Source organism: Congregibacter sp. (genome assembly GCF_047617445.1).
In the GTDB taxonomy this organism is placed as follows: Bacteria; Pseudomonadota; Gammaproteobacteria; order Pseudomonadales; family Halieaceae; genus Congregibacter.
In genome coordinates this window covers 1-17591 of record NZ_JBLGBE010000025.1, presented here as the reverse complement: position 1 = coordinate 17591, position 17591 = coordinate 1, and the positions used below count along the sequence as shown (strand labels likewise).

Sequence of the window (17591 nt, the reverse complement as noted above, 5' to 3'; positions counted from 1 at the left end):
CTACCCGTTAGCCTTCGGCACCGTGGAGTATTCATCGCGCCGCGGGGTGTCGCAATAGCCGCCGGCGTTTCAGGAAAAAGTTTATGGGACGTGATTTATTGCACCCAGGAGGACCGACGGTCCGGTCGATCTCTGCCCGTGATCGGGAACGCTGCTCTGCGAATGCCGTTCGATGCCGTACTGCTTGAGTTAGGTCGTGTTGGACATGTTCCTTCATTTAACCACGCGAGTGCGCCGGCGGTAAGCACATCGTCCGTTGAGCCAAAGGCGCCGCTGTAGTCATCCTCTAGCTCGCAGAGTGTAAAGCGCCCAGTATCGATCAATCCTGTGTAGTAGCCGCCAAAGCCTTCTCCGTTAACACTCTCAAATGACACTAGGCGTAGGCGGGTGTCGCAGCCTCGCTGATCAAAGGCGTACTGGCCCACGGCTTTGCCCGTGGTATCACTTCCTACAAGCACGATCTCCACAAAGGGTTCCAAGCTGTGGATCAGGAGCTCGCTGGCAGACGCAGTTGCCTCGCTGGTAATAAAGGCGATGCGAAGTGGTGACGCAGAAGCCGGTTGGTCGTCAAAGACGTAGCTGATGTTCTCGGCGACCCGTTTGTCATTATGTTTGACTTGGTACGCCACATCGCCGTTAGCAACCGCGCCACCCAGTAAGTCCAGAAACAGATCGGCGATGTCTACAAGACCTCCGCCGTTGTAACGTAAATCCACCACGAAATCGCTAATGCCCTGACCCGCGAGTTCTGCAAAGGCATCATTCAGTGCTGGTCTGGCAGAGAGGGTGAAACTACGCAAGTGGATGTAGCCCACGGGCGCCAAGCCAGGCCGCTCCAGTGCTCGGGGGGCTGCGGCGAGGGGCGGCACGTCCAGGTTTTCCTTAGCGACGATCAGCTCTACTGTCTCAGAGCCGACTTGTAGTTGAAATCCTCGTTCCAGGCCTTCCACAGATCCGCCGAATATGTCGTCCAGGGATGCATCCTGTTCTTCATACTGGCGCATTGTCACGTAGCCGTCGCCTGCATCTACGGCGAGGATCTGCGTACCGCGCGCGAAGCCCGCCCTGAAGGCCGGAGCTCCCTCGAAGGCATCGCTAATCAAGTATCGGCCATCGTCATCGATGGCAAACCGAAAACCAAATCCCACAAATGCGCGGCTGGTGAAGTTGGCTTCATCCTCGGCCACTGTGGTCAGATAGGAAAACCCCAGGTCACGAAAGTCTTCGGCCAAAGGGGCCGTTAAAGCTGATAGGTAAGAATCCGCGGTGTTAAAGCTGGCTGGATTTACAACCGCCATTTCGTCGAACCAGAGATACCAATCTTGTGCGACCGCGATAACGAACTCTTTTTGTGATTCGACCCCACAGCTATCCACGACGGTCGGCGCAGGACTTGGCTGCGTAATGGAGCCGCTATTGCCTCCGCCACCACAAGCACTGAGCAGGAAGGCGCACAGCCAGCCAGCGTGTTTTGCAAAGGCTCTACTAAGCACTTGTTACCTCACAGCGGTACCCTGGGAACGGGATGCATGCAGTAAAGCCAATGAGTTCTGTTCGGATCAAGGCAGATAAACCGCATCAAACACCATTAACGAATCGCCATCAGTGTCGTAGAGTTCCAGGGTTTGCCCTTCAAGCCGCCAGGCAGTGACACGGCCGATGCTTTGATGAACGTTTTGTTCTATCTGCATCTGCGCCTCTGGGCAGGCCATCATAGTTGATGCAAGAGGAGTAAAAGATAGTGCGTTTCCATCGATGGTGTAGCTACCCTTAAAGCGATTACAGCCGGCAAAGCCGCTCACCGATCCGTCACTGTCGCGCATCACCAGATGTATCTCTCGTGCGCCTTCCGGCGTCGCTAAACATTGTCCGTTGATGCTCAACAGGCGCCAGTAAGTAGTGGGAAGTGTGGCGGTACTCATGGCACGTTCACAGCGTAACCCAGGAACGTCGGTGACAAGTCGATGTATCTGGAGAGACTGGGCGGAGCCTTCCCCATCCATGGCCTGACGATTGACGATGCTCGCTTCAAGCTGCACAAACATTGTTGGTTTGCCGTCATGGGCTTTCTTTTTACTGAGGTAGCGTCTCTCAATATCAAGATAGTGTCCTTCCATGAGTACCGGGTAGCTGCTGCCGGTGCGGCAAACCTTGATGCTCGCAGCGTCAGCGAAGTACATAAATTCACCGCCCACACGCACCGTGACCTCGGCGGGAGAAAATTGTGGGAGCTTGAGTAGCTCATAGGGCAGTGTGGATTCGATTGTCTCGCCCTTTGGAGTCAGCAAACGCAGTGTCGATTCATGAGTCACAGCCAGACGCAGAGGTGCCTCTTGGGCACCAAACAACAGCAAGCTGTCGTCGGCAGGGTTCACGCGCCAGCGCCCCAGATCATCGTCGCGATTTTCTCGGCCTTGATAGTCCCTCCTAAGATGAAAGCGACCCTCGGGCCACAGATCGAGATGCCACTTGATCCCGCTGCAGTCGGCGCAGGGGAGGGTGCCCGCAAAGCTACTGGCTTCGCTAATATCGAGTTTTGCCTGCACGGCGGTCGAGAGTGCCAAAACGCCGATGAGCAGTAGGCGAGTCAAGCCCAGCAGTCGAAGGTTGTAGGGCATGAATTTATGTCCATTTGCAAGCGGCATTCGGCAATTGTGAACCAATATTAGTCGTCGCCCAAGCACCGTAAGTAGTTGAAGTGAATCGGGAATCATGCGAACGTTCGTACATACAAAAAATAAGATTTTCTCTAACAAGCCTAGTTCGTATCTGAAGCAAGCGCGTCTACTCCGCTAGTGCTGCGAGAGCAGCTTATCCATCGTTCAGAGCGAACCACGGGAGTTAGAACGGAGTAATAAAAATGATGGGTTTTGTTGGGCGTCTGACTGCCAGCTGGCACTGCTGCGGGAGCGCTTCGCTTCGAACAGGATGTTTGAGCGTTGTTGTTCTGTTGTCGCTGCTGGGCTGCTCGGACCCTGAGCCCGAAAGTCCGGGCACTAAGGCGTTTACAAGCCTGATGACCGCGGACCAGTATCGCAATTCCCTGGGCTACATTTTTGGCCCCGGCATAGACCTACAAGTTGAATTTGCTCCGGTAGCGCGTACCGAAGGCTTACTCGCCAACAGTGCGGCCATTGCCGGAGTCAGTAGCGCACAGCTTCAGGGTATCCAGAGCGTGGCGTCCAGCGTGGCTAGCCAGGTCGTAGACGCGACACACCGTAACTATCTCGTTCCATGTCAGCCAGCATCTCTCGAGGGTGCTGATCACGACTGCGCCGCGCAGTTTTTGTCAAACGTCGGGCGTTTGCTATTTCGTCGCGCATTGACGGATGTTGAGGTCTCTATGTACGTCGGGCTTGCGGGTGATGCTGCAGAGCAACTAGAGGACTTTTACGCCGGACTCGAAATCGCGCTGGAAGGAATGTTGATTAGTCCTGAGGGTTTGTTCGTTGTAGAGGGCGTAGAGCCTGATCCCCAAAACCCCGAGCAACTGCGTTTGGATGGATATTCCCTGGCCTCGCGTCTGAGTTTCTTCCTCTGGAACGCGGGGCCCGACAATGAACTCCTGAGCGCTGCTGAGAGTGGCGAGTTGCACTCAGACGGCGGGGTGGAGCGCGCTGTTGATCGGATGTTGGCGAGTCCCAGACTCACAGCGGGCATGCGGGCATTCTTCGACGATATGCTGGCTTTTGATGAAGTGAAGACGCTCGTGAAGGATTCCACCATCTATCCGGAATTCACCCGCGTAACGGCAGAGGACGCGCGGGAACAGACGCTTCGTACGGCCACGAATCACTTGCTGGTCAATGATGGCGACTATCGGGATCTATTCATAACACGCTCCACGGTTATGTCTCCCGCCTTGGCGCTGATCTACGGCGTGCCTGCGCAGCCGGGATGGGCGCCACATACGTTTCCCGAAGGCAGTCCGCGGGCCGGCCTTCTTACTCAGATCAGTTTTCTGTCTTTGCATGCACACCCGGGACGGAGTTCGGTGACACTCAGAGGAAAGGCATTGCGCGAACGCTTTTTGTGTCAGGTGGTACCCGAGCCGCCGCCGGGTATCGACTTTTCTGTAGTGGCTAATCCGGACTCTCACTATCCCACGCAGCGCGAGCGCGTCCGTGCGCACTTAGAGACACCGTCTTGCGCGGGCTGCCACAGAATTACTGACCCAATAGGTCTTTCACTGGAGCAGTTTGACGGTGCTGGCGGCTTTCGACTGACAGAAAATGGCGCGACCATTGATGTCAGCGGTGGACTTGATGGATTTGAATTCGACGGTGCCGTAGGTCTGGGAGAGGCGCTTCGGGAAAACGCGGAATTGCCTCGATGCCTTGTACAGCGCGTGTATAGCTATGGCACAGGGGGACCCCCGGGCGTAGAGACGCGAGCTGTCCTGGATTACTTCAATCAAGAGTTTGCGACGCAGGGATATCGACTTCGCGAACTACTGCGCACGGTCGCGTTGAGTAATGCCTTTTCCAAGGTTCAGGAAGATCCGAGCACCGGTAATGAATCCGATTATCAAGGCGAGAATCAGATAGCTAGCGCACAGCGAGGCGGAGAGTTGTGATGAGTAAGTTCAATAGACGTCGTTTGTTAAAAGGCATGGTGAACGGTGTCGGCGTGTCGGTAGCGTTGCCATTTCTCGAAGTATTCTTGAATGGAAGTGGTACAGCATTGGCGTCAGGAAGGCCCATGCCCGTGCGGTTTGGGACCTGGGGCTACGGTCTTGGCGGTACCTCAGAGATTTTTGTGCCCAAGAAGACTGGGGCGAATTACGACCTCCCCGAGGAAATTGCTGCTTGGGAGCCGGTTCGAGACGACATCAACCTGTTTACTAATGGGTCGGCTTTTCCTGACTCTTCGCCAAACAATAATCACTTCACCGGCTGGGTGGTATCTAGAACTGGCGTTGCGCCTGAAGATAGTAATGTAGTGCCCGCCGAAACCATTGACGTGACTGTCGCCAAGCAGATCGGCAGGGCTACGCGATTTAGCTCCCTGACAGCAACGGCTACTGCTGATGCGCGGGATACCTATAGCTTCTTGAATGCGGCCACACCCAATGCACCTGAGTGGTCACCTCTGCAGTTTTACAATCGTTTGTTCGGTCTGGAGTTTCAGGATCCCAATGCGTCCGAATTTAATTTGGATCCTCGACTGATCGCACGTAGAAGCGTGCTTTCCGGGGTGATGGATCAATCGCAGTCTATGATGAAATCTTTGGGCGCTGCAGATCGCCAGCGCCTCGACCAATACTTCACCGGTTTACGTCAGCTAGAAAAACAGTTTGATCACCGCCTGACCAAGCCGGAGCCCATTGCGTCCTGCGTAGCTCCGGGAGAGGCGCCAGTGAATCCGCTCATGGATAAGTCGGCTGATGCCGTGAAGCTGCGTCATCAGATGATGACTGAGCTTATGGTGATGGCCGTCGCCTGTGATCAGACGCGGGTTTTCAATATGACTTACTCGGCGGCATTCTCATCCATTATCAAGCCAGGTTATCCCAAACCTCACCATACCTGCACCCACGAGGAGCCCGTGGATGAGGCAGTGGGCTATCAGCATCACGCCTCTTGGTTCACGCGACGTGCGATGGAGTCCTGGGCAGACTTTGTCCAGGCGTTTAAAGCCGTGCCCGAGGGTGACGGCACGCTTCTCGACAACGTGCTGATCCTGGGAACCACAGACGTAGGTTACGCCCGAACCCATGCGATAGACGGGATGCCGGTGTTTTTAGCGGGTCGCGCGGGCGGTAAGGTCAAGAGTGGCCGGCATATCGATTTAGAGGGAGGGTCTGTTGCTCAGGTTGGCTACACCGCTTTGCGAACCTTGGGTATCGACACGCCGTCCTGGGGTACTTTGAGCAACGAGTGCTCCGAAGCGATTAGCGAGGTTGTGGCCTGAGTGCTTTCGTCTATGGATATGCTGAGTCAATTGTTGAGTCTGCCCAAGATGCGACGACGGGTCTTCGCTGCGCTTGCCATAGCGAGTGCCAGCCAGTTGATTCCGACCGTAGCGCAGGCGGACGTCGAGGGCGATGTGTCCTATGCGTCCAAGTATTGGCAGTCTGCGACAAGTGACGCGCGAGAAGCGTTTATCGAAGAGTCCATGCCTCCGGGTTTTCAGGTGTTCAGCAGTGCATTGGATGGACCGGTCTATGCCGATGAGCAGGGGCGAACACTGTACAGATGGCCTCTGGGCGCTCTGCGCAACGGGTCTACAGGTGACCGAAAGGATGGACCATCGAACTGCACTGACGAAGTTCTTCTGCACTCTGCAGGCTTGATGAGCCCCTATCCCCCGGGCCTGCTTTTGCCTGATGCAGATGAACGACTAAGCTGTGCCCAGGTGTGGCCGCCGGCGCTTGCGGCGGACGATGCAGAAGAAGTGGGTAAATGGACGTTAGCGACACGAGCCGATGGCACAAGCCAATGGGTCTATGACGGTTATCCGCTGTATACCTCCGACCTTGATCAGCGTCCCGGCGACACCTTAGGCGGCTCAAAGATGTCCGCGGAGCGTGACCGTGACGGAGGTATTGTTCGGCAGCCCGTAGGGCCGCCGCCGGATGTTCCGGCGGGATTCAAGGTTGTTCAGAGCACAACCGGAAGGCTGCTAGTCACTAAAGAGGAATACTCTGTCTATACCCGCGATGGCGATACCTTAAATACATCGAATTGCGATGATGAATGTTTGAAAGACTGGACGCCGGTACCCGCGCCAGAAATTGCCATGAGCAGAGGCGACTGGGGGGTGGTGAAGCAGGCCTCGGGTTTTAATCAGTGGGCTTTTCGCGGCAAGCCGCTGTACACCTATAACAACGCTCCCCGTACTCGCAGCTTTGTGGGCAGCGATGTGCCGAACTGGCGAAGCCCTACCTGGCACAATGCCTACACGCAGCGCGCGGTCGTTCCGCCTGCAGAATTCACCGTACAAGAAGTCGAGTTTGGTGGTCATGTACTGGCTGATAGTCGTGGCAGGACCATTTACCGATACAACTGTCGCGATGATTCTTTTGCTCAGCTGGCCTGTGATCACCCAGATTCCGCGCAGGAATATCGCATGGCCATCTGCGGCAATAGCGATCCACAGCTGTGCCGAGAGACTTTTCCCTACGTCCGCGCAGAACCCGATGCCGAAAGCGATAGCAGGCTCTGGACTGTAATGGCGATTGACCCCCAGACGGGGCGTCACGCGGCGGAGAATGCCGAGGAGGCGATCTACGTATGGGCTTTTCGTGCGCGGCCGGTGTACACCTATAAAGGTGATAAGGCGCCGGGTGTGACGAACGGTGACGGGATCGGTGAATTTACCGGGAAACGCAACGGCTACAAAGCGTTTGTTTTGCGTGACGATTTTGGTGAGAACGCGTTCCGCCTATGAATGCACTAGGAGTGCCTGGCACTCAGGAGAGAAGATCGATGTCGCTTTTTCAAGTCAAAGCAAATACCGCGTTCACGTTACCGAAACTCAGTAAGCTTTTTGTTGTGCTGCCTTGTGTAATCTCGTCCTCGCTACTGACGGCTGTGGCTAGCGCCGAGCCTGTAGCAGGGGGTCGCATCGGTTATGTGCTTACGGAGCGGCATTGGTCTGTGTATCAAACGGACGACGCCAAGGCTGAGTGTCCCCAGGGATTCAATATTGGACCGCGGGAGCAGTTCGACGAACTGTTCCCTGAGGAGAGCGGTGTTGTGCGCACCGAGGTCGATACGCGGCTCATGCGGGAGGGCAGGCGCTTTCACTTAGAGACCTCTGAGGAGCCTTTCCCTTTTCACGAGGGCCAGGGCCCTATGGCGTACGGCGTCAATCTTGATGCCCAGATCAGCTCAGAAGATTACCGCAGTCCCGAAGGTGAAGAGGGTATCGACAATCAGCTCAATCGAGCGCTTGCCTGCATCCCCATTTACCGTGGGCCTGATGGTGCCTTCTATCATTTCTCCAATCTCTTTATGTATGGCAATGCCTACAACCGTTGGATGTTCGAGCTTTCAGATGTGGATGATCTGAAGAACGACGAGAGTGTGACGGTGAGTTTTTATCGTGGTCTTGATGATCTGGTCTCTGACGCATCCGGCAAGGGCTTTGTTGCCGGCGGCACCCAACGCGTTGATGCGCGCTGGGGGCAAAGCTTTATTCAGGAAGTGCAGGGCAAGATTGTCGATGGTGTACTGACCACAGAGCCAACGGAGCGCACAAAGTTCCCCTGGTCCTTTCCTGGCATTGGTGGCGGCTTTCATATGTTCCGTGATTTTCAGCTTCAGCTGACGCTGACACCAAAGACCGCGGAGGGTTTGCTGGCCGGTTATGTGGACGTTGAACAGTACAACCACCGTTTGAACAGAAACTGGACGACGCATCATCAAAGCTACGGCCAGCTTTCGGCAGCGTCGCTGTATCGCGCCATGAAGCGACTGGCTGATGGGTATCCAGATCCCGATACCGGGGCTAATACGGCGATTTCTTCAGCCGTGGATGTTGTGCTTCATCAGGTGCACATCATTCATCCGGATGAAGAGTCCGCTGAGTTAACTACCGCACAGCGATAAAACACATATTTTTTTTCAGCTTGGCTAAAGCCGGCTTGGAAGTGTTCGGGAGCAGTATATGAATGGTCGGCAGTTTATCCTCACAGCCGTGGCATACGCGCTGTGTTCTTTGGTCTCAATTGCGAGTGCCGCTGAACAAGGCAAGTCACAGACGGTAGGTGATCGTAGTCTTATTGAACTGTGGGAGTCCGGGCAACCGGCTTTTGGGCAATACGTGACGCAGCATACGCAAGCAAAGAGTGATGATTCCTCTGCGGTGCCTGCTCCCTATACGGTGCAAACAGGCCTCGATCTTGCGGCGAATCCCTTGCTGGACTTTGCATTTCTGAGTCTTGAGCAACATTACGATGCGGATTCGGCGCGGGACGTGGCCAAGGGTATCGGCGCCCACGGTGCGGACCATGCGCTGCCCCTTTTGGTGCGTATTCCCCCGATTTCTGTGGATGGTGTAGATGCCGCTCGGGCACGCGTCAAAGAGCTGGTTGCGATGGGAGCGAATGGCGTAGTCATTCCCCATGTGCTGACTGTGGAAGAGGCGCGCACCGCGGTTTCGTTCTTTGAGGGTGTCGATGTGTGGTCGCCTACAAATCCTGAGGGTGACATCGTTGCGATGCTCATCATCGAAGATCCGGATGTGTTCAGTGATCTTGAAGAAATCGCGAACATCCCGGGCTATAGCGCACTGGTGTGCGGTATCGGTAGCCTGACTAGCGCCTTGGGTGGCGACAGAGAAGCGGCTGAGGCGATCAATATGCAGGTCTTGGCGGAGAGCAAGCGCGCGGGCAAGCCCAACCTGACCACCGTCAGTACGGAATCGGTCGCGCGGCGGGTGGATCAAGGCTTCCTTGCTTTGTTGGCTTACGGGTCGGACTCAAATGAGGCTATTCGTTTGGGTAGGCGTGCGGCCGGTCGCTAAAGTGGCCTCAGCGTTGCTGAAAGTCCCACTATCGTTATTTATTGCTAAGCATTGCTAACTATCGCAGGTCGCGTCGGCTGTCGGTTGCACATCAGGAGTTAAACATGCCCAAGAAGTTCTCTCGCCGTACGCTGCTTTTACGAAGTCTACAGATTCCGATGGCCGGAGGTGTTATTGCTGCGTTGGGCGCTTGTGACAGCGATAGCAGGGATGCACTCGTCTGCGCGGATCCCGGCAGTATGAGCTCCGCACAGGAGAGCGTTCGGCGAACGCTTAAATATACCGAAGTATCTTCAGACTCTGCCAGAGCCTGTGTAGCTTGCGAATTCTTTTATCCGGCAAAGGACGGTGGTGCCGGCTGCGGAACGTGCGGAATCTTTTCTGGCGAGCCGGTGAACCCTCAGGGCCATTGCGACTCCTGGAGTGTCGACTCTTGAGGATTTGCAGTGTTGCGTTGGCTGCGCTTGTTGGCCTGAGTGCGGCCTTTGTTGTGAGTGCTGCTGAGATCGCTGGCAGCTCTGAGTCAGCAGCGAGAGGCGAGTATTTAACGGCGGCAGGTAATTGTGTCAGCTGCCATACCACGGAAGATGGCAATGCTTTTGCCGGGGGGCTTGGTTTTGAAACGGCCTTTGGAACCCTCTATTCCACCAATATCACGCCGGATGCAGAGACAGGCATCGGGAACTGGAGCCTTGATGAATTCAGCGGGGCAATGAGGCGAGGCGAGCGCCCCGACGGTACACATCTGTATCCTATATTCCCCTACACCTCCTTTACCAAGGTGAGTGACGAGGATATTGCGGCCATTTACGCGTACCTCAAGACAATTAAGCCGGTAAAGTTTTCGCCCCCAGAGAACGGTCTTGGTTTTTTCTACGATCAGCGCTGGACCCTGGGGCTCTGGAAGTCATTGTATTTCTTCGAAGGTCGCTATGAGCCTCAACCAGAGCAATCGGCAGAATGGAATCGAGGAGCCTATCTGGTCGAAGGGCTCGGTCACTGTGGTGAGTGCCATACCCCGCGTAACTTTCTTGGCGCAAAAGACGCTGAACTCGCTATGTCCGGAAGCACCTACGGGGAGCGTGTCGAGGGGAAGCTGTCGGATTGGTCTGCCCCGAATTTGACCTCGGCAAGTACCGGCTTGGCGCTGTGGTCTCACCAGGACATAGCGGACTACTTGAAGCTCGGCGTCAGCCAGCGCGCAGGTGTGTTCGGTCCCATGAATAATGTGGTGGTTAACAGTACGCGGCATCTATCCCTAGAGGATGTGAATGCCATGGTCGTTTACTTGAAGAGCTTGCCAGCAAATAGCCCGCAGGGGACTGTTGAGTCGGCATCGGATGCCGTGTTGCGCGCGGGTTCGCTGCAATACGACATTCACTGTGGCACCTGCCATTTACCGACCGGGGAGGGGTCTCCCGAGACGGGTCCACCAGTCCTGGGCAGTCCTGTGGTGGTTGATCAGGACCCTTCGTCGCTCATTAACATTACTCTTTACGGCGCCCAGCTACCGAAGACCGCACCGTCGACACAATGGCAAGCAAGGGCTTGGAAACGAATGGAGTCCTATGCCAACAAGTTGAGCGATGAGCAGGTAGCGGCATTACTCAGCTATATGCGCAGTGCCTGGGGGCATGAGGCGGGCGCAGTGAGCAAAGAGCAGGTGGCAAAACAGCGCTAACGCGCGCTTGAACCTTCCTGAACCCCTCTGCACCAACACACAAGCCCCGAGGCGATTGCAAGCCTGTTGCCCTGGGCGGCCGTGAATACTCGATTGCCTTATAAAAATCAGCAAATCAGCTGTTTATCTGGCGACCTGGACGCCGCGCTAAACCACGCTGCCGGCAATCTGGCTGTGGGGGTGGTTGGGGGGCGGTTGAAGTAAAGCGTCGCTCAAAAATGGTGGCGGTAGCTTTAATGACGACGAACCCGCAACGGAAGTGCCGGTGCCCGCGCCCGTTTTTCTGCTTAGCGCAGGCTTAATGCTCTTACTTCGCCGAGGTCGCGGCTAGTCCACTGGCCTTGTTGTACAGTCTTTTGCGGCGCTGTGGCTAAATAGTGCTGGATGCGCCTAAGCACGCCGTTCACGCTACTGATTCCGACCTTATCCATTTTATATGCATGCTATCTCCGCACCGTTTTGCACTCTGATAGGGCGCGGGGCATCATGCGTCGGGCGGCGTCTGCCGTATAAATCCATCTTGGCGCTTATTCAGTCCCATTCAGCGTAAATGCCTAGAAAGCGACTTCCGCTGACGGGTAGTGTTCAGGTTGTTAAAGTTGGCGACACTTGCTATCGATCAATTTTGTTGGCAATGCATTACGCAATTTTTCAGGGTGAAGACCTGGCGCGTGGTGTAGACAGGTCGTAACTTGAACGAGAAGTCCGAGGTTTGGAGGTAACGCAAAGACGTTAACCCCAGACCCGATATAACTATAAATGGGCAGTCAAAACTATAATTAATGAGTAGAGCATCCGCAGTTCTGCAAGTAGATATCAGCGCTATCCAAACCTGGGTACGGTCCTCTCTGTGCCTGTGTTCAGACAACGCGACGCTCCGATTGTTCACTCATATTCAGTATTTATCGTCGTCGTGGTTGTCGCCACGCGCCGAGCTATTCTTGAAATTTTTCAGTCAACGCAACTTCACGTATCCATAAAGCTAAGGGCACCTCTATGGCTAACAAAACTCTCAGAAAAAATCCGCTTGCAACGGCTGTCGCACTGGCCGTCGGTACGCTGCTAGCACCAACCGCAGCAATGTCGCAGGAGCAAGTGAATTCCGGCGCCCTCGAAGAGGTGGTTGTGGTGGGTATCAGGGCGAGCCTCGCGGCTTCCGCTGATATCAAGCGGTACTCCGAGGGTGTTGTAGACGCCATCTCTGCGGAGGATATCGGCGCGATGCCCGATACCAACCTCGCGGAGTCTCTCCAGCGCATCACCGGTGTGTCTATCGACCGTACCCGCGGTGAGGGTAGTAAAGTCACAGTCCGCGGTTTCGGCCCTGAGTACAATCTGGTGACTGTTAACGGCCGCCAGATGCCTACCCACCAGGATCGAACCCGCTCCTTCGACTTTGCTGATATTGCATCAGAGGGTGTGGCAGGCGTAGAGGTTTTCAAGACCAGCCGCGCGGAACTGCCTACGGGTGGTATCGGTTCTACCATTAACATCAAGACGCAGCGGCCACTGGAGATGCGCCAAGATCGCATCTTCACCATCGGCGGCAAGGCGGTTCACGATACCTCTGCCGATTCTGTTAATGGGGACGATTTGACCCCCGAGCTTTCCGGCTTGTTTGCGCAGGTGTTTGCGGACGGTACCTTCGGTGTTTCCTTGGCGGGTAGCTACCAGGACCGAAATCAGGGTGTGGATTCTGCGCAGGTTAATGGTTGGTATCCACTGCGAGGCGATGCTATCTGCTGTTCCTGGACAGGGGCAGAGGGTGCTAATGACGCCTGGCCGGGTATTCCGAACGACGCAAATCAGGTTAACCGGCCCACAGATAGTGCCGAGCTTTATGCCGTTCCGCAGCAGCTTCAGTACCGCCGGGAAAGCTTCGAGCGGGAGCGTATCAATGGCAACCTGACTCTGCAGTGGGCGCCCACTGAAACGATTACTACTACGCTGGATATCATTTATTCAACACAAGACATTCAGCGTTCGTTTAATGACTACTCGGCTTGGTTCAGCCTTGCAGATGCGGCATCTCGGAGCTCTGAGTGGACCGATGGCCCCGTCGCAGGTCCCATCGAGTACTCGGAGACCTACGGTGGCAGCGATACACCGATGGGGGTTGGCGTCGATTCCACCAAGTCAGAGAACCTCTCCGTAGGCTTCAACGCGGTCTGGGACGCTACCGACCGCCTGTCGCTGGAATTTGATTATCACGATTCATCGGCCGAGCGCTCGCCCAACGGTCCCTTGGGCAGCAGCATGTCGCTGGCCATCACGTCTCCACTTCGTACGCGGGCCAGTGGCTTTTTCGCAACGGATCTGCCGATTTTGTCTGTAGGTTTCCGGGACGGTCAACCGCTGTCGCCCAACGATATGCTGATCGGAGGCAGTGTGTTCACCAATGAACAGAACGAAATGAATATCGAACAGGCCAAAATCGCCGGTAAGTTCGACTTCAACGATATAACCAGTATCAACTTCGGCATCCAAACCACGGAGGTTGATAACGTCTCGCAGCAGGCGACTACGCAGCGTGACACCTGGGGCGGCGTTGGAGCACCAGGCGACATTGCCGACCTTCTTTCGCCGGCATCCATGGCCGATTGGTTTGAGGACTTTGGCAACGCCGGTGACGAGCGGCGTACAACCCAACTCTTCACTTGGGATACGAACGCGCTTATCGATCGCGCCCGTGAGCTTGAAGCCCAGGGTGTATCGGTAAGCAATGCCAGTACCATACCCGGAGACTGCGGCGATGGATTCTGCCCATCAACGGCCTGGACACGTGATCAGCGGACGCAGGAAGAACAGACGGCGGCTTACATTCAGGTGGATTTTGATCTGGAATGGGGTGATAGGGCGGTTAACTTGAACCTCGGCGTTCGCTACGAAGACACAGATGTGGCCTCGCAAGCACTGGTGCCGGTCATTGATCGTTTCGACTGGATTACCGCCAACGAATTGACCGCCGTGACGCAGCTCGATGCGAACGGCGTCGCCGTTCAGGATTTCACCAGCCTCACCGGATCCTACGACAATGTGCTGCCGAATATCGATTTCAATATCGAGATTTTGCAGGATGTGATGTTTCGGGCTTCCTGGAGTGAGACCATGTCGAGGCCGGGATATGAGTCTATTCAGGGCGGGCTGACCGTTGGCGGCTGTACGCCGGGTAACGGTTGTGACGGCTTCTCCGGTGACCCGAGTCTACAGCCGCTAGAATCCGAAAACCTGGATTTCTCCTTCGAGTGGTACTACGGCGAGACCAGCTACGTAGCTCTGGGCTACTTCAAGAAGGACGTAACGAACTTCCTGGGTGAGTCCTTCAATACGGGGGTTGAGTTATTTCCTGAGTTGGGTAACCCCACAACAGGTGGTCTGGCCGCGCAGGCCCGAGCTGCGGGAGCGGCGACAGGGGACGACGTACGGCAGTACATCTTTACGAACTTCGCAAATGATCCATCGGTTGACGTGGCCAACCAGATTATTACGGGAACGACCGGGAACGATCCCATGGCATTCCGGGTTCGGGTTCCATCGAACCAGGAGCAGGCGTCTATCGACGGTTGGGAATTTGCTCTTCAGCATGCCTTCGCGGATACGGGCTTTGGTTTTGTCGTCAACTACACCGTGGTCGACGGGGATGTCGGTTACGACAACCTGGTCAGGCCTGAGGAGGCTGCGCAGTTCGCGCTTTTGGGTTTGAGTGACTCCGCAAACTTCGTTGGCTTTTACGACAAGAATGGCATCGAGGTGAGACTCGCTTACAACTGGCGCGATGACTTCCTCGGAGGAATCGGCACTGACGCGGGCGGTGCGCAGCCGCGCTACACGGAGGAGTACGGTCAGTGGGACGCGCGGGCCAGCTATCGGTTTGGTGGTGAGGATCAGTACATAGCCTTCTTCGAAGGGATTAACGTGACGGATGAGACCTTCCGGGAACACTCACGATCGCCATTGAATGTCCTGCAAGCAGGGCAAACCGGCTCGCGTTGGGCGCTCGGCTTCCGCGCTAACTTTTAACGGCCTTGGTCTATAAGCGCCTCCGTGCGCTTACTCTGAAAACCGCCACTGCATTAGTAGTGGCGGTTTTTCTATACTAGGGTATCTGGATTCATTGACAGGAACTGCTATGGCTGACGCCATTCAAACAGTTGTCATCGTCGGCGGCGGCAGCGCTGGCTGGCTTACGGCTGGGCTGCTAGCCGCAGAACTGCGTCGCGCGGGCTCGCCTGTTCGTGTTTGTCTCGTAGAGTCACCGGACGTTAGTCCCATCGGCGTAGGCGAAGGTACCTGGCCCACCATGCGCAGTAGCCTGATCCGCATGGGTATCTCAGAGACGGAGTTTCTCAAAAGCTGCGATGCCAGCTTTAAGCAGGGTACACAGTTTGTGGGCTGGCTTCGCGGCGGGCAGGAGAGCTACTACCATCCTTTTACGCCGCCTCGCGGATTCTCCGATATCAATCTGGCGCGACACTGGCAAGCGGTGCGCAATCAGGTGTCGTTTTCTGATGCCGTGTCGCCCCAGGGGCAGGTCTGTGCGCAGGCTTTGGGACCCAAACAGATTGTCACGCCTGAATATGCCAGTAATCTGAACTATGGCTATCATTTGGATGCCGGTAAGTTTGCTGCGCTTCTCCAGCAGCACTGCGTGGAGCGCTTAGGCGTCGAGCATCTGCTGGAAAACGTCGATTCTGTGGAGAATGATAGCGCCGGTGATATTCGTGCGCTGCATACCTCGACCGGTCGTGTTGTTACAGGTGATCTATTTGTCGACTGCACGGGCATGCGTTCACTGCTCCTCGGCGAGCACTACGGCGTGGGATTTAAAGACATGTCTGACGTGCTCTTTAACGATACTGCCCTGGCGGTACAGGTTCCCCGGACCGATGAGTCTGAGTCCGTCGCTTCGGCTACGGTATCCACCGCGCAAGAGGCAGGGTGGATTTGGGATATTGCGCTGCCGACCCGTCGTGGTACTGGATACACCTACTCCAGTCGCTACACCAGCGATGAGCAGGCTGAACGCGTGTTACGTGACTATCTCAGTGAGACGGCAAGCCCTGAGTTTAGTGAAAGCTGTACGCCGCGAAAGATCAGCTTTCGGCCCGGGTATCGGGAACGTTTCTGGCACCGCAACTGCGTGGCTATCGGCCTCTCTGCGGGATTTGTGGAGCCCCTGGAGGCTTCTGCGTTGGTAATGATCGAGCTGTCTGCGAAGATGCTGGGTGAGCTCATGCCACCCGATCGTGAGGTCATGAATATTGTCGCTGATCGATTTAATGCGAGATTTGGTGGCCACTGGGAACGCATCATTGAGTTTTTGAAGCTGCATTATGTGCTGAGTGAGCGCGAGGATTCGGCGTATTGGCGCGACCACCGTGACCCCCAATCCATTCCTCAGCGCTTGCGCGACTCCCTTGTCCTGTGGGGTTATCATTGTCCCTGGCATGGTGATCAGGCACAGGTAGACGAGTTGTTCTCGACGGCTAGTTATCAGTACGTGCTGTATGGCATGGATTTTCGCTCTCAGGGTGCAGCGACTGTAGCTGAAGCGGACCCTGCCGAGAGTAAGCGTGCCCAAAACCTGTTTGCCGAGAATGCCCGGGAGACTCGAAAAATGCTGGGAGCACTTCCGGCCAATCGAGAACTTATCGATAAAATTAACCGCTATGGACTATCGCGCGTCTAAGTCGCGCCATGATTGGGATACCTGATGGCCAGATACGAAATGCTCAACAATGTCGAACACCGTGATGTTCGTATCCTTACTCAACGCAGCGCCGATACCGGTGACGCTGTGCAGTACGCGGTAACTTTTCCACTGGAGTTACGGCGTGCTCAAGCGCATTACCCGATTTTCTTTCAAAAAGACGCCAACACAGGTCAGTTTTTCCCGATTATTCTTCTGGGTTTTGAAAAGGGAGAGAACTTGTTTCTCGGGCCAGAAGGCTGGGAGCCGCCCTATGTTCCCATGAGCATCCTTCGCGGTCCGTTTCTTATTGGGTACCAAGCCAATGCCGAGCATGCGGATGGCCGGCAGGCCGTTATCACCATAGATATGGAGAGCCCTTTACTGACGTCGGCAGAGGACGGGCAGCCTTTGTTTTTAGAACACGGAGGCTCCACACCCTACCTGGAAAACCTCACTGAACTGCTGGAAGATATTCAACTGGGCTTAGAGTTGAATGCATCTTTTGTCGAGGCGCTTTCAGATAACGATCTTATTGAAAGCGTCACTATGAGCATCACCTTGAAGAATGACGCTGAACGTCAGCTTTTGGGTTTGTATACGATCAATGAGGATCGCTTGAATGAACTGGACGATGCGGTGGTCGCATCGCTGCACAAAGCCGGGCACATGCAATCCATTTTTATGATTATGGCGTCGCACTCGCACTTTCGCGCGATGATTGATCGTCGCAACGCGCAGCTCCCGGAG

12 protein-coding genes are annotated in these 17591 nt (G+C 55.4%); 10 read left to right on the top strand and 2 right to left on the bottom strand.

Annotation, left to right across the window (positions count from 1 at the left end):
• Nucleotides 1-95: 95 nt before the first annotated feature.
• The gene (locus ACI9KD_RS07955) at nt 96-1493 is read right to left on the bottom strand and encodes a S41 family peptidase (RefSeq protein WP_414980628.1); all 1398 of its coding nucleotides are present in this window, start codon (nt 1491-1493) and stop codon (nt 96-98) included.
• 66 nt (nt 1494-1559) lie between these two features.
• Nucleotides 1560-2618, bottom strand: coding sequence for an META domain-containing protein (locus tag ACI9KD_RS07950; RefSeq protein ID WP_414980627.1), 1059 nt, complete (start codon nt 2616-2618; stop codon nt 1560-1562).
• Nucleotides 2619-2860: 242 nt separating this feature from the next.
• On the opposite strand from ACI9KD_RS07950, the gene ACI9KD_RS07945 reads away from it, so the two are divergent.
• The 10 genes from ACI9KD_RS07945 to ACI9KD_RS07900 all read left to right on the top strand — a co-directional run.
• Nucleotides 2861-4576, top strand: a complete 1716-nt coding sequence (locus tag ACI9KD_RS07945) for a DUF1592 domain-containing protein (protein WP_414980626.1) — start codon at nt 2861-2863, stop codon at nt 4574-4576.
• Nucleotides 4576-5913: a DUF1552 domain-containing protein gene (locus tag ACI9KD_RS07940; protein WP_414980625.1), complete on the top strand. Its 1338-nt coding sequence runs from the start codon at nt 4576-4578 to the stop codon at nt 5911-5913. Before ACI9KD_RS07945 ends, ACI9KD_RS07940 begins: the two co-directional genes overlap by 1 nt.
• Nucleotides 5914-5925: 12 nt before the next feature.
• Nucleotides 5926-7392, top strand: coding sequence for a hypothetical protein (locus ACI9KD_RS07935; protein ID WP_414980624.1), 1467 nt, complete (start codon nt 5926-5928; stop codon nt 7390-7392).
• A 38-nt stretch (nt 7393-7430) separates the two neighbouring features.
• On the top strand, nt 7431-8555 hold the full coding sequence (locus ACI9KD_RS07930) for a hypothetical protein (protein ID WP_414980623.1): 1125 nt from the start codon (nt 7431-7433) through the stop codon (nt 8553-8555).
• 58 nt (nt 8556-8613) lie between these two features.
• Nucleotides 8614-9471 (top strand): aldolase/citrate lyase family protein, encoded by an 858-nt coding sequence (locus ACI9KD_RS07925; protein ID WP_414980622.1) that lies wholly within the window; start codon nt 8614-8616, stop codon nt 9469-9471.
• A gap of 104 nt (nt 9472-9575) precedes the next feature.
• Complete coding sequence (locus ACI9KD_RS07920) at nt 9576-9908, top strand: high-potential iron-sulfur protein (protein ID WP_414980621.1); 333 nt, start codon at nt 9576-9578, stop codon at nt 9906-9908.
• Nucleotides 9905-11152, top strand: a complete 1248-nt coding sequence (locus ACI9KD_RS07915) for a cytochrome c (protein ID WP_414980620.1) — start codon at nt 9905-9907, stop codon at nt 11150-11152. The genes ACI9KD_RS07920 and ACI9KD_RS07915 overlap by 4 nt, the downstream gene beginning before the upstream one ends.
• 996 nt (nt 11153-12148) lie before the next feature.
• Nucleotides 12149-15172 (top strand): TonB-dependent receptor, encoded by a 3024-nt coding sequence (locus ACI9KD_RS07910; protein ID WP_414980619.1) that lies wholly within the window; start codon nt 12149-12151, stop codon nt 15170-15172.
• Nucleotides 15173-15281: 109 nt separating this feature from the next.
• Nucleotides 15282-16841 carry a tryptophan halogenase family protein gene (locus ACI9KD_RS07905; RefSeq protein ID WP_414980618.1) on the top strand — a complete coding sequence of 520 codons (1560 nt, stop codon included), beginning with the start codon at nt 15282-15284 and terminating at the stop codon, nt 16839-16841.
• Nucleotides 16842-16865: 24 nt separating this feature from the next.
• A partial coding sequence (locus ACI9KD_RS07900) for a SapC family protein (RefSeq protein WP_414980617.1) occupies nt 16866-17591 on the top strand: 726 nt, incomplete at its 3' end.